Origin of the sequence: Pseudomonas sp. ANT_H4, assembly GCF_008369295.1 — a bacterium.
Taxonomy (GTDB): domain Bacteria; phylum Pseudomonadota; class Gammaproteobacteria; order Pseudomonadales; family Pseudomonadaceae; genus Aquipseudomonas.
The window spans coordinates 34,095-59,772 of sequence record NZ_VOBG01000021.1 but is presented as its reverse complement, the minus strand read 5'-3'; the positions used below and the strand labels follow the sequence as shown (position 1 = coordinate 59,772).

General features: G+C 58.6%; 21 protein-coding genes, 1 tRNA gene and 3 pseudogenes. 11 read left to right on the top strand and 14 right to left on the bottom strand.

Annotation, left to right across the window (positions count from 1 at the left end; translation table 11 throughout):
* Positions 1-14: 14 nt before the first annotated feature.
* The 3 genes and pseudogenes from FQ182_RS22505 to FQ182_RS22495 all read right to left on the bottom strand — a co-directional run.
* Positions 15-1,064: pseudogene (locus tag FQ182_RS22505) on the bottom strand (tyrosine-type recombinase/integrase); the annotation flags it as partial.
* Positions 1,065-1,236: 172 nt separating this feature from the next.
* Positions 1,237-1,312, bottom strand: a tRNA-Asn gene (locus FQ182_RS22500).
* A 255-nt stretch (positions 1,313-1,567) separates the two neighbouring features.
* Positions 1,568-2,176: a TetR/AcrR family transcriptional regulator gene (locus FQ182_RS22495; RefSeq protein WP_149413736.1), complete on the bottom strand. Its 609-nt coding sequence runs from the start codon at positions 2,174-2,176 to the stop codon at positions 1,568-1,570.
* A gap of 136 nt (positions 2,177-2,312) precedes the next feature.
* Between FQ182_RS22495 and FQ182_RS22490 the strand changes: the two genes are divergently transcribed.
* Together FQ182_RS22490 and FQ182_RS22485 are read left to right on the top strand one after the other, a co-directional pair.
* Positions 2,313-3,536 carry an MFS transporter gene (locus FQ182_RS22490; RefSeq protein ID WP_149413735.1) on the top strand — a complete coding sequence of 408 codons (1,224 nt, stop codon included), beginning with the start codon at positions 2,313-2,315 and terminating at the stop codon, positions 3,534-3,536.
* A gap of 230 nt (positions 3,537-3,766) precedes the next feature.
* Complete coding sequence (locus FQ182_RS22485) at positions 3,767-5,824, top strand: methyl-accepting chemotaxis protein (protein ID WP_149413734.1); 2,058 nt, start codon at positions 3,767-3,769, stop codon at positions 5,822-5,824.
* 19 nt (positions 5,825-5,843) lie between these two features.
* On the opposite strand, the gene FQ182_RS22480 is transcribed toward FQ182_RS22485, so the two are convergent.
* Positions 5,844-7,184 carry an MFS transporter gene (locus tag FQ182_RS22480; RefSeq protein ID WP_149413733.1) on the bottom strand — a complete coding sequence of 447 codons (1,341 nt, stop codon included), beginning with the start codon at positions 7,182-7,184 and terminating at the stop codon, positions 5,844-5,846.
* 376 nt (positions 7,185-7,560) lie between these two features.
* Between FQ182_RS22480 and FQ182_RS22475 the strand changes: the two genes are divergently transcribed.
* Together FQ182_RS22475 and FQ182_RS22470 are read left to right on the top strand one after the other, a co-directional pair.
* Positions 7,561-8,004 (top strand): GNAT family N-acetyltransferase, encoded by a 444-nt coding sequence (locus FQ182_RS22475; protein ID WP_149413732.1) that lies wholly within the window; start codon positions 7,561-7,563, stop codon positions 8,002-8,004.
* A gap of 326 nt (positions 8,005-8,330) precedes the next feature.
* Positions 8,331-9,026: a tRNA (adenine(22)-N(1))-methyltransferase TrmK gene (locus FQ182_RS22470; protein ID WP_306108730.1), complete on the top strand. Its 696-nt coding sequence runs from the start codon at positions 8,331-8,333 to the stop codon at positions 9,024-9,026.
* A gap of 35 nt (positions 9,027-9,061) precedes the next feature.
* Here FQ182_RS22470 and FQ182_RS22465 read toward each other — a convergent pair.
* The 3 genes and pseudogenes from FQ182_RS22465 to FQ182_RS22455 form a co-directional block, all read right to left on the bottom strand.
* Positions 9,062-9,214 (bottom strand): annotated as a pseudogene (locus FQ182_RS22465) (transposase domain-containing protein); the annotation flags it as partial.
* Positions 9,215-10,225 carry an NAD(P)-dependent alcohol dehydrogenase gene (locus FQ182_RS22460; RefSeq protein ID WP_149413730.1) on the bottom strand — a complete coding sequence of 337 codons (1,011 nt, stop codon included), beginning with the start codon at positions 10,223-10,225 and terminating at the stop codon, positions 9,215-9,217. It abuts the pseudogene before it with no gap.
* Between the two features lie 55 nt (positions 10,226-10,280).
* Entirely contained in the window at positions 10,281-10,577 is a 297-nt protein-coding gene (locus FQ182_RS22455; protein ID WP_072405141.1) for a helix-turn-helix transcriptional regulator, read from the bottom strand.
* 643 nt (positions 10,578-11,220) lie between these two features.
* Here FQ182_RS22455 and FQ182_RS22450 point away from each other — a divergent pair.
* Complete coding sequence (locus tag FQ182_RS22450) at positions 11,221-11,916, top strand: tRNA (adenine(22)-N(1))-methyltransferase TrmK (RefSeq protein WP_306108729.1); 696 nt, start codon at positions 11,221-11,223, stop codon at positions 11,914-11,916.
* Between the two features lie 244 nt (positions 11,917-12,160).
* Here the strand turns inward: FQ182_RS22450 and FQ182_RS22445 are convergent, their stop codons facing one another.
* The gene (locus FQ182_RS22445) at positions 12,161-13,054 is read right to left on the bottom strand and encodes a LysR family transcriptional regulator (RefSeq protein ID WP_149413728.1); all 894 of its coding nucleotides are present in this window, start codon (positions 13,052-13,054) and stop codon (positions 12,161-12,163) included.
* A gap of 128 nt (positions 13,055-13,182) precedes the next feature.
* Between FQ182_RS22445 and FQ182_RS22440 the strand changes: the two genes are divergently transcribed.
* The 4 genes from FQ182_RS22440 (at position 13,183) to FQ182_RS22425 (ending at position 16,484) form a co-directional block, all read left to right on the top strand.
* Positions 13,183-14,370, top strand: coding sequence for an MFS transporter (locus FQ182_RS22440; RefSeq protein ID WP_149413727.1), 1,188 nt, complete (start codon positions 13,183-13,185; stop codon positions 14,368-14,370).
* 32 nt (positions 14,371-14,402) lie between these two features.
* Entirely contained in the window at positions 14,403-14,906 is a 504-nt protein-coding gene (locus FQ182_RS22435; RefSeq protein ID WP_149413726.1) for a cyclophilin-like fold protein, read from the top strand.
* Between the two features lie 25 nt (positions 14,907-14,931).
* On the top strand, positions 14,932-15,960 hold the full coding sequence (locus tag FQ182_RS22430; protein WP_149413725.1) for an alpha/beta hydrolase: 1,029 nt from the start codon (positions 14,932-14,934) through the stop codon (positions 15,958-15,960).
* A 290-nt stretch (positions 15,961-16,250) separates the two neighbouring features.
* A complete protein-coding gene (locus tag FQ182_RS22425; protein ID WP_133102975.1) occupies positions 16,251-16,484 on the top strand; it encodes a hypothetical protein in 234 nt (77 codons plus the stop codon).
* Positions 16,485-16,507: 23 nt separating this feature from the next.
* Here the strand turns inward: FQ182_RS22425 and FQ182_RS29865 are convergent.
* Positions 16,508-16,651, bottom strand: a pseudogene (locus FQ182_RS29865) (DUF6124 family protein); the annotation flags it as partial.
* Positions 16,652-16,669: 18 nt separating this feature from the next.
* Positions 16,670-18,061: an aldehyde dehydrogenase family protein gene (locus FQ182_RS22420; protein WP_149413724.1), complete on the bottom strand. Its 1,392-nt coding sequence runs from the start codon at positions 18,059-18,061 to the stop codon at positions 16,670-16,672.
* 104 nt (positions 18,062-18,165) lie between these two features.
* Here FQ182_RS22420 and FQ182_RS22415 point away from each other — a divergent pair, with 104 nt between their 5' ends.
* Positions 18,166-19,038 carry a LysR family transcriptional regulator gene (locus FQ182_RS22415; RefSeq protein WP_149413723.1) on the top strand — a complete coding sequence of 291 codons (873 nt, stop codon included), beginning with the start codon at positions 18,166-18,168 and terminating at the stop codon, positions 19,036-19,038.
* Between the two features lie 49 nt (positions 19,039-19,087).
* Here FQ182_RS22415 and FQ182_RS22410 read toward each other — a convergent pair whose 3' ends face one another.
* Entirely contained in the window at positions 19,088-19,297 is a 210-nt protein-coding gene (locus tag FQ182_RS22410) for a hypothetical protein (protein ID WP_149413722.1), read from the bottom strand.
* Between the two features lie 154 nt (positions 19,298-19,451).
* Positions 19,452-20,648: an amino acid aminotransferase gene (locus tag FQ182_RS22405; protein WP_133102971.1), complete on the bottom strand. Its 1,197-nt coding sequence runs from the start codon at positions 20,646-20,648 to the stop codon at positions 19,452-19,454.
* A gap of 348 nt (positions 20,649-20,996) precedes the next feature.
* Here FQ182_RS22405 and uvrB point away from each other — a divergent pair, with 348 nt between their 5' ends.
* Positions 20,997-23,012 (top strand): excinuclease ABC subunit UvrB, encoded by a 2,016-nt coding sequence (gene uvrB, locus FQ182_RS22400; RefSeq protein WP_149413721.1) that lies wholly within the window; start codon positions 20,997-20,999, stop codon positions 23,010-23,012.
* Positions 23,013-23,069: 57 nt separating this feature from the next.
* On the opposite strand, the gene FQ182_RS22395 is transcribed toward uvrB, so the two are convergent.
* Positions 23,070-24,560, bottom strand: coding sequence for an MDR family MFS transporter (locus FQ182_RS22395; RefSeq protein ID WP_178114505.1), 1,491 nt, complete (start codon positions 24,558-24,560; stop codon positions 23,070-23,072).
* A 49-nt stretch (positions 24,561-24,609) separates the two neighbouring features.
* Positions 24,610-25,656, bottom strand: a complete 1,047-nt coding sequence (locus tag FQ182_RS22390; RefSeq protein ID WP_149413719.1) for an HlyD family secretion protein — start codon at positions 25,654-25,656, stop codon at positions 24,610-24,612.
* Positions 25,657-25,678 lie beyond the last annotated feature (22 nt).

Sequence of the window (25,678 nt, the reverse complement as noted above, 5' to 3'; positions counted from 1 at the left end):
CTGCCATGCGGGTGCGCCCGAAAACCGCGACCGCAGATCTCGGTTTTGGTGTCGTACCCCATCTTCCGAAGCGCGCTGTTCACGGTGTTTTCGGACATCGGTTTCCAGGAGTTGGTATCGCCTGCGAAGACCAAGTCAAATCTGCCTGTGATTTCGTGGATCTGCTCTAGCAGGGCGACCGCTTGCGGCGATAAGGGTACAAGATGGATATCGCCTGCCATCTTCGTACCTCTTGTGGAAAAGGGTACGCCTTCCAACGCTGGGCGCGTGTCGGGTATTTCCCAGACGCCACGCTTGAGATCGAACTCACTCCAGCGGGCGAAGCGCAGTTCGCTGGAGCGTACAAACACATGCAGTGACAGCATGACCGTCAGCCGGGTAAGTGCGCGGCCTTTATAGGTGTCGATCCGCTCCTGTAATTCAGGCAAGCGCGATAAGGGTAAAGCGGGGCGGTGGACTACCCGAGGAGCTTTGATCGAGCCTTCGAGGTCGTAAGCAGGGTTTACGGTGATAAGCCGGAGGCGCTTTGCCTCGCGCATGATGCTCTGCAGGTAGTATTGTACCCTTAAAGCAACGTCTATCGTTCCGCGCTTCTTGATCGCTTCCAAGGGCCGCAAAAGGTCGTGGGTGTCGAGGTCGACAATGGCGCGGGCGCCGATCAGTGGGAAGAGGTGGGTTTTGAGGCGACTCATCACTGTCTTGGAATAGTCTGGTGCCCACTTGGCTGACATTTCCGTGTGCCAGCTTAGGGCAACGCTTTCAAAGGTACGGCCTTTGATCAGGGCTTGGGTCTTGGCTTCTATGGGATCAATGCCATCCGCCAGCATTCGCTTGACCTCCAAGCGCTTGCGGCGCGCATCGGCGAGCCCTATAACGGGGTAATTGCCGAATGCAGTAAGTCCTTCCCGGCCATCAGGTTTGACGTATCTGAGACGCCAGCCTTTGCGGCCATTGGGTTGGACTAGAAGGTAAAGTCCGTCGCCGTCGAAAAGCTTGTAGGCGCGGTCTGTGGGCTTGGCCGAACGGCAAGCGGAATCGGAGAGTGGAGCAGTGGTGCGCGACAGAAGGGTACTCCCTTTTATCGAAGTGACCTTTACCCCCAACTCTACCCTTAAAACGGTTGGAATCCACCAGAATCCACCGGAGTCCGACGGAACGCCAAAACGAAAAAACCCGCCAGAAGGCGGGTTTTTCGGGGGTTTCAGAGATTTTGGAAGCCTTCTCTGGAACCTTGTATGGCTCCACGACCTGGACTCGAACCAGGGACCCAATGATTAACAGTCATTTGCTCTACCAACTGAGCTATCGCGGAATACGCCGTATGTTACTGATTAAAAAAGAGAAGTCAAGCATTTAATGCCTGCGAAGGACGTGAGTCTCGGCGTTCATCTGACTCGAACCGCAGTTAGCGATTTTGTCTCACACCACCTCATGGTGACGATAAAAGCCTTGCATGGAGATCCTTCTAAGTCGTGCGCCGCTCATTCATCAGGCGGGTGAGCGCAGTATTGTAGATGGGAGTAGTTCTTAATACTGACGATGCAGGCACACCGAGCGCAAGTGGCGATTAGCTAGCACGGTCCCAAGTCAACATAATGTGGGAGATGGCCGTGTTGATGAGATCATGGCCGATGCCATCCCGTGCCTGGATGGAAATACCTTGCAGGAAGCTGTCGAACACTGTTGCCAGGGCTTGCGCATTAGTGTGTGCAGGCAACTCACTATTGGCGATGGCGCGTTCGACACAGCTCACGATTCCTGCGCGGGTGCGTTCGCGGGACTGGGTCAGGGCGGCGGTCACTTCGCGGCTTTCCGGTGCCGGGGCGCTCATGACACCCAGGCTCACCATGCAACCCTTGGGGTGACCGTCTTCACACTGCATGCTGGCGGATTGGCGTAGGGCAGTCTCTACAGCCTCACGAGGTGCGAGGTTTTCATCCCACAAACACTCAGTAACCTGGGCAAAACTGGTCAGGTAACGCTGCACGCATTCCTGGAACAAATCCTCCTTTGAACCGAACGCCGCGTAAAAGCTCGGCGCGGAAATTCCGCCGCCCAGGCCAGCCTTCAACTGGTTCAGTGACGTAGCGTCGTAACCGTACTCCCAGAACAGGTGCAAGGCTTGTTCCACCGCTTGATCGCGGTCGAAGTTGCGGGGGCGGCCCATCTGCGCCATGACGGAATCCTCTGAGTGATGACTTAAATACTAGTCGATACAGAAGTCATTGACAACGACAGTCCGCCTCCCTAACATTTGTACCGATCAGTATTCATATAGCTCTTTGAGCTGCCCTCAATCAAGGAGCCTCCCTGTGACTGCCTCAATTTCCTTGCCGGCCGATGCCGTGCCGGATCGCTTGCCCGTCGGTGCCTTGTTGGCCCTGGCGATGACCGGCTTTATCTGCATCGTTACCGAAACCCTGCCCGCCGGCTTGCTGCCGCAGATCAGCGAAGGCCTGGCGATTTCCCCATCCATGGCCGGGCAGATGGTCACGGCCTATGCACTGGGTTCGGTGCTGGCGGTGATTCCACTGACCATCGCCACCCGGGGCTGGCGCCGGCGCAATGTGCTGTTGCTGACCATCATCGGTTTTCTGCTGTTCAACTCCATCACCGCGCTGTCGTCCCACTACGGGCTGACGCTGGTGGCGCGCTTCTTTGCCGGAGTGGCGGCGGGGCTGGCTTGGAGCCTGTTGGCCGGTTACGCGCGGCGCATGGTGGCGCCTCATCAACAGGGCAGGGCGCTGGCGCTAGCCATGGTCGGAACGCCGATTGCGCTGTCGCTGGGGGTTCCGCTGGGTACCTGGCTGGGCAGTCTCGTCGGTTGGCGCACGGCCTTTGGCATCATGTCGGCGATGACCTTGGTACTGATCGTCTGGGTGCTGGTGAAGGTCCCGGATTATCCCGGCCATGCGTCCCACCAACGGATGCCATTGCGCAAGGTGCTCACTACACCGGGTGTGCGGCCGGTGCTGGCGGTGGTGATTGCCTGGATGCTGGCGCACAACATTCTCTATACCTATATCGCGCCGTTCGTGGCGCCGGCGGGGTTGTTGGCGAGGGTGGATATGGTGCTGTTGGTGTTCGGTGTGGCGGCGTTGCTGGGAATCTGGATCACCGCCCGGTTGGTCGAGCCATTGCTGCGCAGGACGGTGCTGGTCAGCCTTGCGACCTTCGCCGCGACGGCCCTGGCATTTGGTTTCTTTGCCGAAGTACCGGCAGTGATCTACGTCGGCATGGCGGTGTGGGGGTTGAGTTTTGGCGGTGCGGCGACGTTGTTGCAAACCGCTCTGGCCGACGCTGCCGGTGACGGTGCCGACGTCGCGCTGTCGCTGAACGTGGTGGCCTGGAACAGCGCCATCGCGGGAAGTGGCGTGGTGGGAGGGGTATTGCTTGATACCTGGGGTGTGGTTTCGTTTCCGTGGGCGGTGGTGTTTTTGGTGGTAGTGGCATTTGTTATTGCGTGGACTGCCCGTTCCCATGGTTTCAAATCGGGCCCGCGCGGAGCCGGTAAATCAGCGGTGGCCGGGCATTGAGTACCATGCCCAATGGTTACAGTTTTGTTCTGCGCACTGAGTGCTTTTGCCCCATTTTCGAGCGTGCTGCGCAAATTATTGAGTGACACCCTGCCTATCCCCGGGCCTGACCGCTGCGGTCCGTTTCTTGCTAGAGCCAGCTTAAACAATGACATGGCATTTTGCCGCTAATCATTTCAAGGCTGCATCCACGGCTGCAGTGTGTGGGTTGTTCAGGGGAGTAGTCGGACATGCAGGGTATTTTGTCGCCAGGCATCCGCCTGCTCGGGCGTTTCGGATTTGCGCGCAAGTTTCAGATACTGTTTTTTCTTTTCATGCTGCCCTTGGCGGGCAGTCTGTGGATGATCGGGCAGGACTATCGCGGCAAGCTGACAGTGATTTCAAATGAGCAATCCGGGGTGGGCCAATTGCTGGCGCTCGATGCATTGGACGGTCAGCTGACCACGCAGCGCAACCTCGCGGCGCGCTGGAAAGCGGCTGACATCCTGCATGAGCCAACACCTGCGGCCAAGGCTGCGATGGCTGCGGTCGATGCCAATAACCCGGTGATATTGCAGAGCCTGCAAGCGCTGGGCGACGCGCTCAAAGTACAGAATGCCAGTGCGGACACCCTGGCACGCTTTGAGGTGTTGCAGGTGTCGGTCAAAGGCATGGACACCCAATCCTTGCGTACCGTGGGCTGGTGGCCGGATGGCTACGACCGCTTTACTTCAGCGCTGACGGCGATGCAAAGCTTGCGCGAACAGATCACCCTGGACTGCGGATTGATCCTCGATCCCTGGCTTGAAACCTACTTGCTGATGCAGATTGCCACCCAGCAGGCGCCCGATCTGATTGAGCGTATCGGTCGCATGGCGAGCGTCGGGCAGTCGTCCATCGCCTCGGGGCAGTTCACCTTGCAAAGTCGTTTGCAGATGCGTGACCTGCGCGGTCGCATCGGCGATGCGCGGGATCAGTTGGTCAAGGCGGCTGCATCGCTTAAAGCCAAGCAGTACTCAGGGGTGCAAACCTGGACCGCTCAGTACGACAACAGCTTGCAGCTGCTGGATAACGAACTGAAAGTGCTGGACGACGGGGTGTTCGGCGGCACGATCAAGCTCGATACCAGCGGGTTCGAGCGCAGTGTCGACGGCATGCTCGGGGCCTTGGGCGCACTGCGCAATCAGTCGCTGACCTCCCTTGATGCGCGCCTGAGCTACTACCGCGCCCTCTCGTTCAAGCAAATCATCCCCGTGGCGGTGACGTTCAGCATTCTGGCGTTGGCGGCCCTGTACCTGTTCGTGTGCCTGCAGGCATCGATTCGGCGCAGCGCCAGCAGTATCACCACCCTTGCCGAATCCCTGCGCGACGGCAACCTGTGTGTCCAGGTAGCGATTGAAGGCCGTGACGAACTGGCCGCGATCAGCACCGCGCTCAACGTCGCGGTGGTGCAGTTGCGCGCCAGTCTGCTGGGCGTTAATCACGAAACGCAGCAGTTAGGGTCTGCGGTGCTGACGCTCAATGCGCAATCGGGCAGCACGCTCACTGAAGTGGAAGACCAGCAACTGCAAATCAGCCAGATTGCAGCGGCCGCAACGCAGTTGGCGGCGACGTCCATGGGCGTCGCCAAAAGTTGCGAGCAGGCCGCAGGCAGCGCCCAGCAAACCCGACGTATTGCCGAGGACAGCAGCCGTGACAGCCTGCGTACCACGGCTAGTATTCAACAACTCAACCAGCGCCTGACCGACACCGCCAATGCACTGGGGGAAGTGAGCCAGCAGGGGCAGCAGATCCAATCGGTGGTCGACACCATTCGAGGTATTGCCGAGCAGACCAACTTGCTGGCGCTTAACGCCGCCATTGAGGCCGCACGAGCGGGCGAGCAGGGCCGAGGTTTTGCCGTAGTGGCCGATGAAGTTCGAAGCCTGTCACAACGCACCCAGGCATCCACGGCGCAGATCGCCAGCACTGTGGACAGCTTGCGCGCGACGGTGAGCCAGGCGGTCAGCCTGATGGGCGCCGCCTGCGACCAGGCGATGACCGATGCGGAATCCGTAACCGGGCTGGGCAATCGGCTGGGAGAGATCGCCAGCGCGGTGCAAAACGTCACGGATACATTGGCGCAGATCGCCGTGGCGGTTGAGGAACAGGCCGCGACGGCGGATGAGGTGAGCGGGAATATTCAGCAGGTTGATCAGGCAGCGGGGCGCTTGCTGGAGGGCGCGCGGGCGGTGAATCAAGCGGCGGATACGTTGAGTAAGGGAAGCCGCGCGTTGAGTGAGAATACGGCGCGGTTTCGGCTGGGGTGATGTTAGGCGCTCTATTTCCTTAACTTGCCGGCATACCCACGCCTACGCGCTTTTCCGGTGTCGTCACATCATGCAGGGAAATCCTTGAAGTCTCCGGCAATGCCAAACCACCCGCCAGTGCCAGCAATGCAACCGCGATCAGATAAAACGCTGGCGACAGGTTGCTGCCGGTGGTGCTGATCAACCACGTCGCCACCAGCGGTGCGGTGCCGCCGAAGATCGTGTAGGCCATGTTGTAGGTGATCGCCGACGCGGTGTATCGCGTACGGGTCGGGAAGGTTTCCGAGAGTAAGGCCGCCGTGACCACGCCACACAACACCGCGCCAATCGCCAGGAGCATCACGCCGACGATGGACGCTGTGAACGAGCCAGAACTGGCCATCAGGAACGAGGGATACACCACCACAATCAACAGCGCGCACGCCGTCATCACCGTGATTCGACGTCCGACTCGATCCGAATACAGCCCGGCCAGCGGGCAGATCGCCGCCGCGAATAGCAAGGCAATCAGCGACACCAGCAACGCCGTTGCGCGACTCAAGCCCCCGGCGACTTGCAGGTAAGTCGCGAAGTAGGTGGTGAACATATAAAACGACAGCGCCGTAAGCGACACAAAAGCGCCCAGGCAGCAGATCGCCGCACCATGGTTGCGCAAGGTTTCCTTGAGCGGGGAGTGTGCAACTGCATCTTCCTGAGTCACCGCCTGGAAAGCCGGTGTCTCATCCAGCTTCCAGCGCAGGTAAAGACCCACCAGGCCCAGCGGCGCAGCAATCAGGAACGGCAGGCGCCAGCCCCAGCTACCCATTGCTTCGGCCGATAACGACGCCTCAAGTGCGTAGGCCACCACCGCGGCCGCAGCGAAGGCGGAAAACGTCGACACCGGAATAAAACTGCCGTACCAGGCGCGTTTATCACTCGGTGCATGCTCCATCAGATAGGCGCAGGCACCGGCGTATTCTCCCCCGGCGGAAAAACCCTGGGCGCAACGAATCAGCGAAAGAAGAATCGGCGCCATGACCCCGATCGCGGCATACGTAGGCAGCAGGCCGATCAAGGTCGTCGCACCGGCCATCAGCAAAATCGTCATCGCCAGCGTTCGCTTGCGGCCGATCCGGTCCCCCAGCATGCCGAAGAAAATCCCTCCAAGAGGCCGAAACGCAAAGGCCACGGCGAATACCGCAAAGGTCTTGAGCAACGCAGCACTGGCATCGCCGCTGGGGAAAAACTGCTGAGCGATGGTCGTGGCCAAAAAGCCATAGACGGCGAAGTCGAACCACTCGACGAAATTGCCGATGCCGGCGGCTACGATCACTTTTCGTAGGGTTTTTGGGCTTACCTGCTCGGTGGATGCGCTCGTCATTGGGGCCTCGGCGTTTCGTCAGTAAGCGTTCGATTATCGAGGGAGTGACTGAGGCGGCGGGGTTCAAAAGTGTCATCCGCGTAGTCAGTACCGACTTGATGCGGGTGAAACGGGCATGATTCGGGCCAGGTGGGTCGAGTCTCCCCGGCTATGGACGATAATTTGGAAGAGTCGGCGTTAAACCCCGTTTATGCATTCATCCGGCATGTACGTCGATCGGCTCAGGGCGATGATGAGTTGTTGAACGACTGCTACCGCTCGCGAGCGGCCGTTACCTACCCAAAGCGGCCGGTCAAGTCCCGACCGTTGACTGAGGCTGACCTCTGCGCCATATCATGCGGAGCATATATAAGTTCATTACCCATAAGGCACCAGGATGGCGCTCAGATTAAGACAAGCATGCGTTACCGATCTTCCTTCGATATACAGGGAAGAGCAGGACTACATCCGGTGTTGGGAGCCTGATCACGAAGACACATGGCGGCTCCAGTTAGAGCGACACCTCGTTCGCTGGGTAGAAAACTTTGATCGGTTGACGGTCGCGATCATTGACGAGCAGTTCGCCGGTTACTCGTTATGGACACCCGAGCAAGACTACGCAGAGCTGTCTACGATCAACGTCAGCCAAGCCTATAGGCGAAACGGTATTGGCCGAACGCTACTCGACGCTTATGCGGCCACTGCAAAGCAACAGGGCTTCACTCATCTGAGGTTAAGCGTGCGTCCTGATAACCCTGCCGGGCTCATGTATGAGCGAGCAGGTTTCGTCTGCGTTGGGACCGATTCCCACGGCTACCTTCGATACGAGCGGCCTGGCTGATCAAGGCCGGTGCCTGCTACTCGAACCTAAATGGGTTGACCGTCCGCTCCTAGCCGAAAGTAGCCGTTCCCAATACCTGCACCTAGCTGGCACCTTCTCTAAGAAAAAGCTACGCAGTTGAGTCGAGAAAACCTCGCGCTCGGCGCAGGGGCTTCTGGCCTGGGAGAAGAAAAAATCCGGGGTCTCATCGACGGGTTTGCGCGACGCTTCCCGCTGCAGACGATGTAACTCTGCCGACGCTTTACCCGGCCTTCCTCACCACGCATTATGCGTCGCTCGCACTCATGCCCAAGGTGTCGCACATTCGTGGTGAAAAGGAACTGCAGTTGAACGAACAGACATTGTCCATGCGCCTGGAGCGCGTGGCAGCGCATGTGCCAGCAGGTGCGCGCCTGGCCGATATCGGCTCGGATCACGGCTACCTGCCGGTGGCGTTGATGCGCCGTGGCGCCATCGTGGCGGCAGTGGCCGGCGAGGTGGCATTAACGCCGTTCCGCTCGGCCGAACGCACCGTGCGAGAGAGCGGCCAAGACCTGCGGGTCACCGTGCGCCTGGCCAATGGCCTGGCGGCGATCGAGCCGGAAGACGGGATCACGGCGATCAGCATCTGCGGCATGGGTGGCGAAACGATCCGCGACATCCTCGACAGCGGCAAGGCGCGCCTGAGCGGTCAGGAACGGCTGATCCTGCAGCCCAACGGCGGCGAGCAGCCACTGCGCCAATGGCTGATGGAGAATGACTACCGCATCCTCTTCGAGGAACTGCTGCAGGAAAACCGCTTCTACTACGAAATCATTGTCGCCGAGCGCACCGGGCCGGTGGCGTACACCGCCGAGCAGCTGTACTTCGGCCCGCTACAGATGCAGGCCCGAAGCCCGGCGTTCCTGGTCAAGTGGCAGCGCATCCTGCGCCACAAGCAGCAGACCCTGACCCACTTCGCCCATGCGCGGCAGGCCGTGCCCGAGGAGAAAGTGCAAGACATCGCCCGGCAGGCCCTATGGATCACCGAGCTGCTGGGTTGAGCCTAAGACAAAGCGAGGGCCAATATGAATCGCCCTCAACTTCGTAGATACATCTGAATGACGGCTTTCGACCCATTGCTGCCGGTTGCGACAGGCAGCAATGGGCCAATCTCTCTCGTCCGCTGCGTTGGCAGCCGTGTCAGCACATCCTTGAGATAGGCATTCGGATCATGCCCATTCATGCGTGCTTAGATATCCAGGCAAATTTTGCCGAAATGCTGGTTGGTTTCCTGATACTTGAACGCTTCGACAATCTCGCTCAAAGGGAAATGACGATCAATAATCGGGCGCATGTCATTAGCATTGATGGCTCGGATCATGTCTTGCTGCTGGCTGCGGCTACCCACCAATACACCCTGCAGACGCACTTGCTTGATCAGTGCCGGTACAAAATTCATTGCACCGCTTACGCCACTCAATATCCCAATGACGGAGATGTGACCAGCAACCCGAATTGCAATCATCGATTGCTCAAGCGTCGCAGGGCCGCCGACTTCGATAATGTGGTCAACACCACGGCCACCCGTTAGAGCGCGTGCAGTTTCGCCCCAGTTAAGGTCTTTGCGGTAATTGATCACATGATCAGCGCCTAGCGCTTTCAGACGTTCCAGTTTTTCGTCGCTTGAAGAGGTAGCAATGACGGTAGCACCGGCCATTTTAGCGAACTGCAGGGCGAAAATTGAAACGCCACCAGTGCCTTGGACGAGCACGGTGTCGCCCGGCTTGAGTGAGTCATCGGCCATCAGGGCGCGCCATGCAGTAAGGCCTGCGGTGGTAAGCGTCGACGCTTCAGCATGGCTGTAGCCAGTAGGCGCGAGGGTGAACGATGTGGCTTTGGCCGTCACTTGCTCACGAGCGTAGCCGTCAATGCCATCACCTGGCACGCTAACAAAGCCTTCAACCAGTGGCGCACCGTTGATCCACTCCGGGAAGAAGGTGCTGACGACCGAGTCACCCACCTTGAATTCAGTGACATCTGGGCCGACAGCAATGACTTCACCTGCACCATCGGCCATGGGGATGCGTTTTTCGCTAGGGCCCCACATACCGCTGACCACCGCGAAGTCGTGGTAGTTGAGCGAGTTGGCGTGAAGGCGTACGGTGATTTCGCCACGCGCTGCGGCTCGGACTTCGCTGTTGCCAACCACAACCTTTTCATAGCCGCCACCGGGTTGGACGAAGATAGTTTTGCTGCTCATAGGGGTTTCCTTATGTTTTCTAATTACGCGAAATAACGAAATGAAAATTTAAAAATTACAATTCGATGATCAACCTAGCCGCAAAGTCATCAATCGCCTGCTCATTGCGCCGGTAGTAAGTCCACTTTCCGATGCGGGTGGTTAGCACGAAGCCTGCACGTTGCAAGATAGCTAAATGTGCAGACGCGGTAGAAGGTGAAAGCCCGGCCTTGTGCTGCAAATGGGTTACGCACACTCCTATCGCAGGATCGCCATGATCCTGAGGTGGGAAATTACTGAGTGGGTCTTTGAGCCACTCCATCATTTGCATGCGAGTGTCATTGCCCAGAGCTTTGAGCTGTTCGAGTATCATAGCCGGCAATGTTACGCTTTTTTCCGAAATGTTCAATAAGTAATCTATTACCCTTCGCAAGGGTTTGAAATCAAAAAAACGCATCCAGCTGAATCGACCCTACTTTTGTAGGCGCATTGAATGACTGCTTGGACTACCCCGCTCTGGTAGGCATCCCCAGTCAATGCTTGAACTTCCGCTTCTGGCCCAGAGTGTGTAAAAACGCGTCGCCAAAATTGAAGTGTGCGCTTCTACGTTAAATCTGAAATTTATCGGCACGTCAGCAGATGTGGATTTTGCGTAGAAACGCGATTTCCAGTCTGGTTTTGAGTACCTGTCGCACTGAAAAACGTTTTTACACAGCCTGGGCCGAAAGCAGCCGTCCCAATGCCTGAACCTGGCTGGCACCCTTTCTAAATCTGCTCTGAAACCATCCAAGCCAAAAAGCTACGCAGTTGCGTCGAAAAATCCTCGCGCTCGGCGCAGGGGCTTCTGGCCTGGGAGAAGAAAAAATCCGGGGTCTCATCGACGGGTTTGCGCGACGCTTCCCGCTGCAGACGATGTAACTCTGCCGACGCTTTACCCGGCCTTCCTCACCACGCATTATGCGTCGCTCGCACTCATGCCAAAGGTGTCGCACATTCGTGGTGAAAAGGAACTGCAGTTGAACGAACAGACATTGTCCATGCGCCTGGAGCGCGTGGCAGCGCATGTGCCAGCAGGTGCGCGCCTGGCCGATATCGGCTCGGATCACGGCTACCTGCCGGTGGCGTTGATGCGCCGTGGCGCCATCGTGGCGGCAGTGGCCGGCGAGGTGGCATTAACGCCGTTCCGCTCGGCCGAACGCACCGTGCGAGAGAGCGGCCAAGACCTGCGGGTCACCGTGCGCCTGGCCAATGGCCTAGCGGCGATCGAGCCGGAAGACGGGATCACGGCGATCAGCATCTGTGGCATGGGCGGCGAGACGATCCGCGACATCCTCGACAGCGGCAAGGCGCGCCTGAGCGGCCAGGAACGGCTGATCCTGCAGCCCAACGGCGGCGAGCAGCCACTGCGCCAATGGCTGATGGAGAATGGCTACCGCATCCTCTTCGAGGAACTGCTGCGGGAAAACCACTTTTACTACGAAATCATCGTCGCCGAGCGCACCGGGCCGGTGGCGTACACCGCCGAGCAACTGTACTTCGGCCCGCTGCTGATGCAGACACGCAGCCCGGCGTTCCTGGTCAAGTGGCAGCGCATACTGCGCCACAAGCAGCAGACCCTGACCAACTTCGCCCATGCGCGGCAGGCAGTGCCCGAGGAGAAAGTGCAATACATCGCCCGGCAGGCCCGTTGGATTACTGAGCTGCTGGGTTGAGCCTAAGACGAAGCGAGGGCCAATATGAATCGCCCTCAACTTCGTAGATACATCTGAATGACAGCTTCTGGTTGACTGCTGCCTGTCGCGAAGGGCCGCTTTCGGCCCAAAACTGACATCAGATTATGGTCTTCATTTACCTGTGGTTGTTGTACTTAGTTGCACTGGGAACAGCATTTTTTGTCAACGCAGAGCAATGCTTAGGTTCGAGGCCACCTGTATCTGAACCATCAAATCGCCCCCTCTACCCTGCTTTGCGCAATGCATTGGCAACCAGCGTAAATGCGGGTGAGGGTTGTCGACGGCTGGGGTAATACAAATAGTAGCCAGAAAACGGTGGGCACCAATCTTCCAGCACTCGCTCCAGCCTTCCTGCGCGCAGGTGCGGTTCAAACTCCTCTTCTGGCAGGTACGCAATGCCCAACCCGGCCAATGTCGCATCCACGATATGGCTCGACGTGTTGAAAATAAGCTGGCCGTTTACGCGCACGTTCACCTGTTTGCCTCGCCGCTCAAAGTCCCATACATAGAGCCCGCCTGATGTCTGCATGCGTTGGTTGATACAGCTATGGTTCATCAAGTCGCGCGGATTTTCTGGAATGCCACGGGTGGCAAAGTACGCTGGCAAGGCGACGGCCGCCATCCGCAATGGTGGGCCTATCGGGACGGCAATCATGTCTTTGTCGATGGTGTCACCCAGGCGTACGCCTGCATCAAAACGATCCGCCACGATGTCCCTGAATCCGTAATTGACGTCGAACTCAACGTTGATGTCCGGGTATTCGTGTAGCAGCGTAGTGAGTTTGGGTAGCAACGTTGTGCGCAGAACATGATCGCCGCAGGTGATGCGGACGGTGCCCGCAGGTTTGTCGCGCATTTGCGTCAGGATATCCAGCTCCGCCTCGATTTCATCGAAGCGATTACCGATCGCTTGCAGTAGCCGCTCGCCAGCGACGGTCGGCGAGACGCTGCGGGTGGTACGCGTCAGCAGCCTGGTTTGCAGGCGTGCTTCCAGACCGCTGATTGCCTGACTCAGCGCAGATTGGGTAACACCCAGCACCCCGGCAGCGCGGGTGAAGCTGCCTTCGCGCGCCACTGTCACGAAAGACAGCAGATCGTTGAGGTTTCTTCTGACCATGGTGCGAAGCGCCTTTTATGGCTATTGATTAGTAACACTTATAGCCTTGTTAAGTATTCATTAGCTAGTCGCGTGAGTATTCGTTCGTCATTATTACCGGTATGAATACGAATGACTGTGAGGCCCCGATGGACACTGTTTCCACCAGCAACGAGGCTCCCGCCTACTGGAGCGGTGTCTTTGCAATGACGCTTTGTGTTTTTGCCCTTATTGCTTCTGAGTTCATGCCTGTCAGCCTGCTGACGCCGATGGCCGTTGACCTTCAGGTTACCGAGGGGATGGCCGGGCAAGGCATTGCGATTTCAGGGGCATTTGCCGTGCTGACCAGCCTGTCGATCTCGTGGTTTGCCAGAACCCTCGATCGAAAGATACTGCTGTTGGCATTGGCCGGGTTGATGGCCGTCTCGGGCGTGATAGTCGGGCTGGCCCCCGACTATCAGACGTACATGGTCGGCCGTGCGCTCATCGGTGTGGTCATCGGCGGTTTCTGGTCGATGTCCGCTGCGACGGCCATACGTTTGGTACCCGCCCCACAGGTGCCGAAGGCGTTGGCCATCTTCAACGGCGGTAACGCGCTGGCTACAGTAATTGCCGCACCGCTGGGCAGCTATCTGGGCTCGATTATTGGCTGGCGCGGCGCTTTTTTCTGTGTTGTGCCCGTCGCGGGGATTGCTCTCATCTGGATGTACATCAGCCTGCCTGCCATGAAGGTGGAGTCGCGCATACCAGGCTCCGGGAACGTGTTCAAACTGTTCAAGAATCGATCAGTGGCGCTGGGTATGGTCGGCTGCGGGGCCTTCTTCATGGGGCAGTTTGCGCTGTTCACCTATCTGCGGCCCTTCCTTGAAACGGTAACGCGCGTCGATGTATCCACTTTGTCGTTGATCTTGCTGGTGATCGGTGCAGCAGGCTTTATCGGCACCCTGATCATCGGCCGATTTCTAAGGTGCAGCCTGTTCCGGACATTGATAGCAATTCCGGTCTTGATGGCGTTGATCGCCTTGACACTGATCCCTTTTGGCAGTTCGACCATTGTCGTTGCTGTACTGCTGGGATTATGGGGGCTGTTGGCGACTGCGGCCCCGGTGGGCTGGTGGAGTTGGATCGCACAGGCCTTGCCAAATAATGCCGAGGCTGGCGGCGGTCTGATGGTGGCCGTGATTCAACTGGCCATTGCTCTGGGCTCTACGGTCGGTGGACTGCTGTTCGATAGTCGCGGCTATCAGAGCACTTTTGTCGCTAGCGCAGTCGTGCTGCTGCTGGGTGCAGTGGTGACCGTGCTGACGTCACGTTCGACACCCTCTCGAACCGCTTAAGCCACGCCACGCCACGTTCCGGGAGACGGGTTATGACCAGGAGCATTCACCGGGCCTCAAACACATATCTGCACCAAGTCCGGGCCAAGAGGCCATTTCGTTGGCCTGGTTTGCTGTATTCAGCTCTCGTGCTTAGCAGTTACATCGTAATAAATGATGCCGTGTCGGCGTCTTCGATAACGGAGAAATCTCGCATGTGGATGACCGTCGGCGAACAACGCTTCGCCATCACCTTGGCCGACAATGCAGCCGCTCGTGCGTTTGCCACGCTACTGCCACTGACGCTGGACATGAGCGATCTCAACAACAATGAAAAATACGCCAGCCTTCCTGAAGTCCTGCCTGTCGATGAGAGCAAACTGGGAAGGATCCACGGAGGTGATCTGATGCTATATGGCACGGACACCCTGGTTGTTTTCTATTCGACCTTTGAGTCGACATACGCATACACACGCCTTGGGCGTGTGGACGACAACGCAAACCTGGCACCGGTTTTAGGTCGCCATGCTGTGAACGTGATGTTCTCCCAAAACTGACTATTGCGCATCGATAGGGGTTCCAATGAAAAAAATCATTGTTTTATTAACGCTTCTTGTCAGTTCACTCTCCGCAATAGGAGCCGATATGTCCAACGGCGCGGATAATTTTTATACCAGCGACAAAGTGACCGTGCAGAAGGTCAATTTCAAAAACCAATATCAAATGAACGTGTCGGGCAATCTGTTTATCCCCAAAAACCTCGACGGCAAAACCAAGAGCCCTGCGATTGTTGTTGGCCACCCGATGGGCGCGGTCAAGGAGCAAAGCGCTAATCTGTATGCCACGAAAATGGCCGAAAAAGGCTTCGTGACACTGTCCCTGGATCTTTCATTCTGGGGCGAAAGCGAGGGGCTACCACGCAATGCAGTCTCGCCGGATATTTATGCCGAGGACTTCAGCGCGGCGGTAGATTTTCTCGGTACCCGGCCTTTTATCGATAAGGAGCGGATTGGCGCACTCGGAATCTGTGGCAGCGGTAGCTTCGTTATCAGCGCGGCCAAGATCGACCCACGTATGAAAGCCATCGCAACGGTTAGCATGTATGACATGGGCGCAGCCAATCGTAATGGCTTGAAGCACTCGCAGACACTTGAACAACGCCAAGAGACTATCGCGCAAGCAGTACAGCAGCGTTATGTAGAGTTCACGGGCGGTGAAACCCTCTACACCAGCGGTACGGTGCACCAACTGGACGAGAATACTCACCCGATCCAGCGTGAGTTCTATGATTTTTATCGCACACCGCGCGGCGAATACACGCCAACCAGCTCGTCCAAAGAGCTGACCACGCACCCGACGCTTACTAGCAACATCAAATTCATGAACTTCTACCCGTTCAATGACATCGAGACGATTTCACCTCGTCCGATGCTGTTCATTGCCGGAGCCGATGCGCACTCGAGAGAGTTCAGCGAAGAAGCTTACAAGCTCGCTGGCCAACCCAAGGAGCTCGTCATTATTCCTGGCGCTGGCCATGTTGACCTTTATGATCGCGTCGACCTCATTCCTTTTGACAAGTTGACGAGCTTTTTTCAGAGCAATCTGAAGTGATGATAGAGCAGACATACCATATAAATTAGCCTCGAACCTGTGAGGCTTTATCGCAAGAATCGGATGTTCAATTGACTACGTTTTCAGAGACGTCGAATTAACCATTTCGGCTTAAGTGGTGTTTGTTGAACGTCCGTTTTTGGCCGAAAGCAGCCCCTTTATTCCCATACCGGTCTACCATGCCACCCCCGGCAGTGGTTTCACGCGCTATCGGCCTCAAGCCTACAAGGTATGCCAATGACCTCGCTAACCCGCAGCACCCCGTCGTTCACCTCGGTAGAGGTAACCCAATGAGCATCGATCAGATCAGCCTGCCCAAGGGCGTAGGCCCGCACGCCGCCAAACTGCTCGACGCCATCACTGGCGCTGACACGAAAGAAGACCTGAACCGCGCTGGCGGCAAGGCCGAAGGGTTTGTGTTAGGTCTGGAAAGCGCCAAGGCGATTAAAAGCCAGGTCGCCGAGTCGCTGTATGTGGCTTATGACGACGCGGCGAGCCATCGGTTGAGTGAGTTGAAGGGCTAGTTTCATTAGGGCCGCGCTGGGCTTTAGCTACAGGGTGTTTCGCGGTCCATCAGTTTGCCCATCAGCAGCACGCCCAACTCGCCCAACTCGCTCAGTTGGTGAATGGCCAGTGCTATGTCGCCGTCTTTGCCGGTCAGGTCGTGGGACAGGTCGAGCAGCAAGGTGCTCTCATTACCTGGCTCGACTTAACGCCGATTCAACCACACCGTCTGCGCATTGCAGAATTCCCTTACACCAAAGTGCGACAACTCCCGCCCAAACCCACTCTTCTTCACACCCCCAAACGATACCCGAGGGTCGGACACGCTGTAGGCATTGATAAAGATGCCGCCGGTCTCCAGTTCGTTGGCAATGTTGCGGGCTTTTTCCGGGTCGGTGGTGAACACGCTGGCGGTCAGGCCGAATTCGCTGTCGTTGGCCAGGGCCACGGCGTGTTCGGCGTCGCGGGCGGTGATGATCGAGGCCACGGGGCCGAACAGTTCCTGTTTGAAAGAGGTCATTTGGTCGGTGACGTTCGCCAGTACCGTCGGCGCGTAAAAGTTGCCTGGGCCTTTGACCTTGTTACCGCCCAGCAGGAGGGTGGCGCCTTCTGCCAGGGTGGCCTGGACTTGCCCGTCTAGTTCATCGCGCAGGTCGGATCGCGCCATTGGGCCGATGTAGGTGTCGATGGCGGTTGGGTCGCCCACCACCAGGTTGCGGCTGGCTTCGAGGAATTTGGCAGTGAAAGCTTCTACCACGCCTTCTTCGATGATCAGGCGCTTGGCGGCGGCGCAGACTTGGCCGCTGTTCTGGAAGCGGCCGATCACGGCGGCTTGCACGGCTTCGTCGAGGTTGGCGTCGTTGAGCACGATAAATGGATCGGAGCCGCCCAGTTCCAGCACGCATTTTTTCAAGGCTGCACCGGCCTGGGAACCGATGGCCATACCGGCGCGCACGCTGCCGGTCAGGGTGACGGCGGCGATGCGCGGGTCGGCAATGGCCTTGGACACGCCGTCCGGGGTGACGTTGATCACTTCGAACAGGCCGTCGGCGAAGCCCGCACGCTGGAACGCTTCTTTCATCAAGTACGCGCTGCCCATCACGTTGGGCGCGTGCTTGAGCACATAGGTGTTGCCGCTGAGCAGGGTCGGCACGGCGCCGCGCAGTACCTGCCACACCGGGAAGTTCCACGGCATCACGGCGAGGATTGGCCCCAGCGGGCGGTATTCGATATGGGCCTGGCCGTTGTCCACCAGGGTCGGCTCCGGGGCGAGCATGGCCGGGCCGTGGGCGGCGTACCATTCGGCCAGTTGCGCGCACTTTTCGATTTCGCCACGGGCCTGGGCGATGGGTTTGCCCATTTCCAGGGTGATCATCTGCGCCATGGCTTCGGCTTGGTCGCGCAGGATGGTGGCCAGAGCCAGCAGCAATTCGGCGCGCTGCCCGACAGGTGTGCGGCGCCAGCTGCGGAAGGCGCTGCTGGCGCGGGTGAGGGCGGCGTCCAGCTGCGACTCGGATTCAAACGGGTACTGGCCGACTGTTTCGCCGTTGGCGGGGTTGATCGACAAGGCATGGGTCTGGTGAGAAATAGCGTTCATGGCACCGTCCTGCGCAGTGAATGAGAAGGAGGCCAGCGTACGGGGCTGTATATTTTTCGGGAACTGAATAATATTAAGCAATACGTTCACGTTTGGAGAATGACTTGGATCTTGTCCAGCTGGAAATTTTCAAAGCCGTTGCCGAGCAAGGCAGCATCAGTGCTGCCGCGCAGTTGATTCATCGGGTGCCGTCGAACCTGACCACCCGCATCAAGCAACTGGAGCAGGACCTGGGAGTGGATCTGTTTATCCGTGAGAAGAGCCGCCTGCGTCTGTCACCTGCCGGGTGGAGTTTCCTCGGCTATGCCCGGCGCATTCTCGACTTGGTGCAGGAAGCCCGCATGACCGTCGCCGGGGAGGAGCCCCAGGGGCCGTTTGCGCTGGGCTCACTGGAAAGCACCGCCGCTGTGCGCATTCCGGCGGTGTTGGCGGCGTATAACCAGAAGCACGCCAAGGTGGAGCTGGACCTGACCACCGGGCCTTCGGGGACGATGATCGAGGGCGTGCTGTCAGGCCGGCTCGCCGCCGCCTTTGTCGACGGCCCGGTGCTGCACCCGACCCTGGAAGGCGTGGCGGTGTTCGAGGAGGAGATGGTGGTAATCGCCCCGTTGAACCACGCGCCGATCACCCGAGGCCAGGACGTTAACGGCGAGAGCATCTATACCTTTCGCTCCAACTGTTCCTACCGGCACCACTTTGAACGCTGGTTCTCCCAGGACGCCTCGGTGCCCGGCAAGATCTTCGAAATGGAGTCCTATCACGGCATGCTCGCCTGTGTCAGCGCCGGTGCGGGGCTGGCGTTGATGCCGCGTAGCATGCTGGAAAGCATGCCGGGCTTTACGGCGGTGAGCGTGTGGCCGCTGGCAGACGAGTTCCGCCTGTTGAACACCTGGCTGGTCTGGCGCCGGGGTACGGTGTCGCAAAGCTTGAACAGTTTTGTGCGCCTGCTGGAAGAGCGTGCAGTGGCGTTACCGTAGCGTTGTCGAGCCCCAGCGAGACTACGTTGGCCACATCGCCGTCCTCAGATCAGCCACCAAATTGCAGGGTGCCCATCGCCAGTTTGGCCATCAGCGAAGTAGCGGCCAGTTGCACCAGCCACAAGGCCAGGCCGCCGAGGAACACGCCGAGGGCCACTTGCAGGACCAGGCTTTTTTGGCCCTTGGCGTGCTGGGGGCGAGGAGTGAAGTGATCCGGTTCGTCACGGTCGGCACGCAGGTCCATGTCATCGTTTTTCATAGGGTACTCAAGGAAAAGGGAGTGAGTTGCTACCAGTCTAGGGGCGATGCGTTGAAAACAGCGAATTTTTAAGGCTGCTTACTCGCCACAGGGGCGGTGTTTACAAACTAAAAGGGGAAGCCAGTGGCTTCCCCTTTTTTACATCGCCGGCAGGTTACAGCACCTGAACGATAGCCTTGGTCACAGCACCAATGTTTGCCTGGTTCAACGCAGCCACGCAGATGCGCCCGGTGTCCAGGGCATAGATACCGAATTCGTTGCGCAGGCGAGTGACTTGTTCAACGGTCAGGCCGGAGTAGGAGAACATCCCACGTTGGCGACCGACGAAGCTGAAGTCGTGGCCCGGTGCAGCCTTGGCCAACTGCTCGACCATCTGCACCCGCATGCCGCGAATGCGTAGGCGCATCTCGGCCAACTCCGCTTCCCATTGGGCGCGCAGTTCAGGGCTGTTCAGCACGGCTGCGACAATCGCTGCGCCGTGGGTCGGCGGGTTGGAGTAGTTGGTGCGGATCACGCGTTTGATCTGGGACAGGATGCGCGCGCTTTCTTCTTTTGACTCGGTAACGATGGACAGGGCGCCGACGCGCTCGCCGTACAACGAGAACGACTTGGAGAACGAGCTGGAGACAAAGAAGGTCAGGCCCGACTCGGCGAACAGGCGCACGGCGGCGGCGTCTTCTTCGATGCCATCGCCAAAACCCTGGTAGGCCATGTCGAGGAATGGCACCAGGTTCTTCGCCTTGACCACATCCAGCACGTTCTGCCAGTCGGCCGGGCTCAAGTCGACGCCGGTCGGGTTATGGCAGCAGGCGTGCAACACAACGATGGACTGCGCCGGCAGTGCATTGAGATCTTCCAGGAGACCTGCACGGTTCACGTCGTGGGTGGCAGCATCGTAGTAGCGATAGTTCTGCACCGCGAAGCCAGCACCTTCGAACAGCGCGCGGTGGTTTTCCCAGCTTGGGTCGCTGATGGCGACGACAGCGTTGGGCAGCAATTGCTTGAGGAAGTCCGCGCCGATTTTCAGGGCACCGGTACCGCCGACAGCCTGGGCGGTGATGACACGGCCGGCGCTGATCAGCGGCGAATCGTTACCCAGCAGCAGCTTTTGCACGGCCTGGTCGTAGGCGGCGATGCCATCGATCGGCAAGTAGCCGCGGGCCGCGTGTTGCGCCACGCGAACGGCTTCCGCTTCGGCAACGGCACGCAAGAGTGGAATCTTCCCCTCCTCGTTGCAGTAAACGCCCACGCCAAGGTTGACCTTGGTGGTTCGTGTATCGGCGTTAAATGCTTCGTTGAGGCCCAGGATAGGATCGCGTGGTGCCATTTCGACAGCGGAGAACAGGCTCATTTTTGCGGGGGCTCTGAATGGGAAAAGGAGGGACGTGTCGCGCTCCAGCCGAATGCACTAGAGCGGTGCACAAACGGGGAGCTAGTATAGAGGCCATCACTGCTCGCGGCGACAGCCGAAACGGTTTTTCGGGCAAGTTTTTCGGTTTATTTACTGACCGTTAGTCTTATTGCAACAGTGATGGCAAACCGCATGCAGGACGATTGCCTTGAAACCCTTCACATTCGCCTCCACTTCTACAGTTATCATGGTTTTTTCCTGCAGCGAGCGCTTTTGCAGCCTTCGTTGCATGTTGTTTTTTTCGTCCTTGCCAGTTCCACCGTGCCGGGGTGACTTCAGAGGTAGCGTATGTCGGATTTCCAGCTAGTCACCCGCTTTGAGCCCGCCGGCGATCAACCGCAAGCCATCCGTCTGATGGTTGAAGGCATCGAAGCCGGCCTGGCCCACCAGACGCTGCTTGGGGTGACTGGCTCGGGCAAGACCTTCAGCATCGCCAACGTGATCGCGCAGATCAATCGCCCGACCCTGGTGCTGGCGCCGAACAAGACCCTGGCCGCGCAGTTGTACGGTGAGTTCAAGGCGTTCTTCCCGAACAACGCGGTGGAGTACTTCGTTTCCTACTACGACTACTACCAGCCGGAAGCCTATGTGCCGTCCTCCGATACCTTTATCGAGAAGGACGCCTCGATCAATGATCACATCGAGCAGATGCGGTTGTCGGCGACCAAGGCCTTGCTGGAGCGCAAGGACGCGATCATCGTCACCACCGTGTCCTGCATCTACGGGCTGGGCAGTCCGGAAACCTATCTGAAGATGGTGTTGCACGTTGATCGCGGCGACAAGCTCGACCAGCGCGCCTTGCTTCGCCGCCTGACGGACCTGCAATACACCCGCAACGACATGGATTTTGCCCGCGCCACCTTCCGCGTGCGTGGCGATGTGATCGATATCTACCCGGCGGAATCCGACCTGGAAGCGATCCGCATCGAACTGTTTGATGACGAGGTTGAAAGCCTGTCGGCCTTCGACCCGTTGACCGGCGAAGTGATCCGCAAACTGCCGCGTTTCACCTTCTATCCTAAAAGCCACTACGTTACGCCGCGAGAAACCCTTTTGGGGGCTGTCGAGGGCATCAAGGTCGAGTTGGCCGAGCGCCTGGAATACCTGCGTTCCAACAACAAGCTGGTGGAAGCCCAGCGCCTGGAGCAGCGCACCCGTTTCGACCTGGAGATGATCCTCGAACTGGGCTACTGCAACGGCATTGAAAACTACTCGCGCTACCTGTCGGGCCGTGAATCCGGGTCGCCACCGCCGACTCTCTACGATTACTTGCCGGCAGACGCCTTGCTGGTGATCGACGAATCCCACGTCAGCGTTCCGCAAGTCGGCGCGATGTACAAAGGCGACCGTTCCCGTAAGGAAACCCTGGTGGAATACGGCTTCCGCCTGCCATCGGCGCTGGACAACCGGCCCATGCGCTTTGACGAGTGGGAAAGCATCAGCCCGCAGACCATCTTTGTCTCGGCCACGCCAGGCAACTACGAAGCCGAGCATGCCGGTCGGGTGATCGAACAACTGGTACGGCCGACCGGCCTGGTGGACCCGCAAATCGAAATCCGCCCGGCGCTGACCCAGGTCGACGACCTGCTCTCGGAAATTGGCAAACGCGTGGCCCTGGAAGAGCGGGTGCTGGTCACCACGCTGACCAAGCGCATGTCCGAAGACCTGACCGATTACCTGGCCGACCACGGCGTGCGGGTGCGCTATCTGCACTCGGACATCGACACCGTGGAGCGGGTAGAGATCATCCGCGACCTGCGCCTCGGTACGTTCGATGTGCTGGTGGGGATCAACCTGTTGCGCGAAGGCCTGGACATGCCGGAAGTGTCCCTGGTGGCGATTCTCGATGCCGACAAGGAAGGCTTCCTGCGGTCCGAGCGTTCGCTGATCCAGACCATCGGGCGGGCGGCCCGTAACCTTAACGGTCGCGCAATTCTCTACGCAGATCGGATCACTGGCTCCATGGAGCGGGCCATAGGCGAGACCGATCGTCGTCGTGAGAAGCAAATCGCCTTCAACCTGGCCAATGGCATCACCCCTAAAGGTGTATTCAAGGATGTCGCTGACATCATGGAAGGCGCCACGGTGCCGGGTTCGCGCAGCAAGAAGCGCAAGGGCATGGCCAAGGCCGCCGAGGAAAACGCCAAGTACGAAGCCCAACTGCGTTCGCCGAGTGAAATCACCAAGCGTATTCGCCAGTTGGAAGAGAAAATGTACCAGTTGGCCCGCGACTTGGAATTCGAAGCGGCGGCGCAGATGCGTGATGAGATTGGCAAGTTGCGCGAGCGCTTGTTGACTGTCTGATTTGCAGTGACTGCCAGGGCCCCATCGCGGGCTTGCCCGCGATGGCGGCGACTCGGTCTAGTGGGCTTCCCCAGCCTTCAAACCCGCCGGCAACGCCTTGGTCAACAAAATCGCCAGCATGCTGATCCCCAGCGCCAATCCGACAAAATGAAACCCATCGTTGTAGGCCATGATCTGCGCCTGCTGATGGGCAATTTCACTGAGCTTGCCCAGCGCCGCCGTCTCATTGCCGTACATCTGCGTCAATGTCGCCATGCGTTCGGCCACCTGCGGGTTGGTCGGCACAATGGCCTCGCGCAAATAATCAAAGTAGGTCTTGGTGCGCGCATCCAGCAAGGTCGCCAGCAGCGCAATGCCAATCGCGCCGCCCAGGTTACGCAGAATGTTGAACAGGCTCGACGCTGATCCGGCGTCCTGGGGCAGGATGTACGCCGTGGCAATCAACGAAATGGTCACCATGATCAACGGCTGCCCAAGTGCGCGGATGATCTGTATCTGGTTGAACTGGCTGCCGGCAAAGTCCGGATTGAGCACCCCCGAGGAAAAACTCGCCAGGCCGAACAGCCCGAATCCTATCGTGCACAGCCATTTCGGTGACACGTACTTCATCAGCTTGGGCACCAGCGGAATCAGGAACAGCTGAGGAATGCCCATCCACATGATCACTTCGCCGATTTGCAGGGCGTTGTAGTTTTGGATCTGCGCCAGGTACAGCGGCAGCAGATAGATAGAGCCATACAACCCCACGCCCATGCCCAGGCTGGAGATGCTCGACAGGCCGAAATTGCGGTTGCCCAGGATACCCAGATTGATCAGCGGATTGGGCTTGGACACCTGCACGATGACAAAGGTGATCAGGCTCAGCAGTGCGATGCTGCCCAGGCTGACAATCAGGCTCGATTCCAGCCAGTCCTTGCGGTGGCCTTCTTCAAGAAACACCTGCAAACAGCCCAGGCCCACGGCGAGAGTGAGGATGCCGGTGTAGTCGGTGTTTTTCAGCAAGCTCCAATTGGACGCTTTTTTCTCCAGGCCGTAGAGCACCCCGGCAATCAGCAGCAGCCCCGGCGGCACGTTGATATAGAAAATGTACTCCCAACCCCAGTTTTCGGTGAGCCAGCCGCCAATGGTCGGTCCGATGGAGGGGGCGAAGGTGGCGGTCATGGCGAACATGGCCATGCCTTTGGCACGGTGGTGTTCGGGCAGCTTGATCAGGGTCAGGGTGAATGCCAGGGGGATCAGCGCGCCGCCGGTAAAGCCTTGCAGGGCGCGGAAGACGATCATGCTTTCCAGGCTCCAGGCCATGGAGCACATCAACGAGGCGATCAGAAAACCGACGGAAACCCACACGGCCAACCGGCGTGCCGACAACAGCTGCACCAGCCAGGCGGTGAGGGGGATCATGATGATTTCCGCCACCAGGTACGAGGTGGAAATCCACGAGCCTTCTTCCAGGGTGGCCGACAGTGCGCCCTGGATATCCTTGAGGGACGAGTTGGTGATCTGGATGTCCAGCACCGCCATAAAGGCGCCGAGCATCACGCTCATCACCGCGATCCAGTCGCGCCGGGTCGGTTCGCCGACCGGGCGCAGCAGTTGATCACCGGTCATCGGCTGGGTCTTTGATGTTCACTTTGACGGTGACCGACATGCCAGGGCGGATTTTGCCGTGCAGCGGATTGTCGGCGGCGAAGGTCAGTTTTACCGGAATCCGTTGTACGACTTTGGTGAAGTTGCCGGTGGCATTGTCCGGCGGCAACAGGCTGAACTGTGCGCCGGAGGCGGCGAACAGGCTGTCGACGCGAGCTTCGATGGGCGTGTCACCGTAAGCGTCGAAGGTCAGCTCGGCCTTTTGCCCAGGCTGCATGTGGCCGATCTGGGTTTCCTTGAAGTTGGCTTGGATCCAGATGTCCTGGTCCGGAACGATCGACAGCAGATAAGCACCGGCCTGCACGTACTGGCCATTGCGGGCGGCGCGCTGGCCGATCAGGCCGCTGATGGGTGCGTGGATTTCACTGCGGGTCAGGTTCAGTTCGGCCTGGGCCAGGTCGGCGTGGGCATTGGCGATCTGCGCGTCGAGGCGCTTGATCTCGGCGTTCAAGGCGTTGACCTGTTGGCGCTGGCCTTGCAAATCTGCCTGGGCCTTGGCCACTTGGGAGCGGGCGATATGGTTGTCGGCGGAGAGGGTGGTGACCCGCTCTTCCGAAACATAGCCGGGTTTACGCAAGGTTTGCGCGCGGGACAAGTCGATCTGCGCACGGCCGAGGCTGGCCTGGCTGGAGGAGACCTGGGCGTCTGCGGCTGCGATCAGGCTGGCTTGCTGGGTCAATTTGCTCATGGCCTGCAAACGCTCGGCTTCGCGGGTGGCGAGGGCGGCGTTGGCGCGGTCCACGGCCAGGTGGAAATCGTCACCTTCGAGCTTGATCAGCAACTGGCCTTTTTTCACATGCTCGTTATCGCCCACCATGACCTCGGCGATGCGCGCGCCGAGCTGGCTGGAGACACGGGTAATTTCGCCCTGGACGTAGGCGTTGTCGGTGCTTTCATAAAAGCGGCCCTTGAAGAACCACTGGGCGAAAAATCCTAGGGCGATCAGGGCGACAATAAACAGAAAGATAAACAGGCGACGTTTGAGTTGGGCAGGCATGAGGGCAGAGTCAGTAACAAAA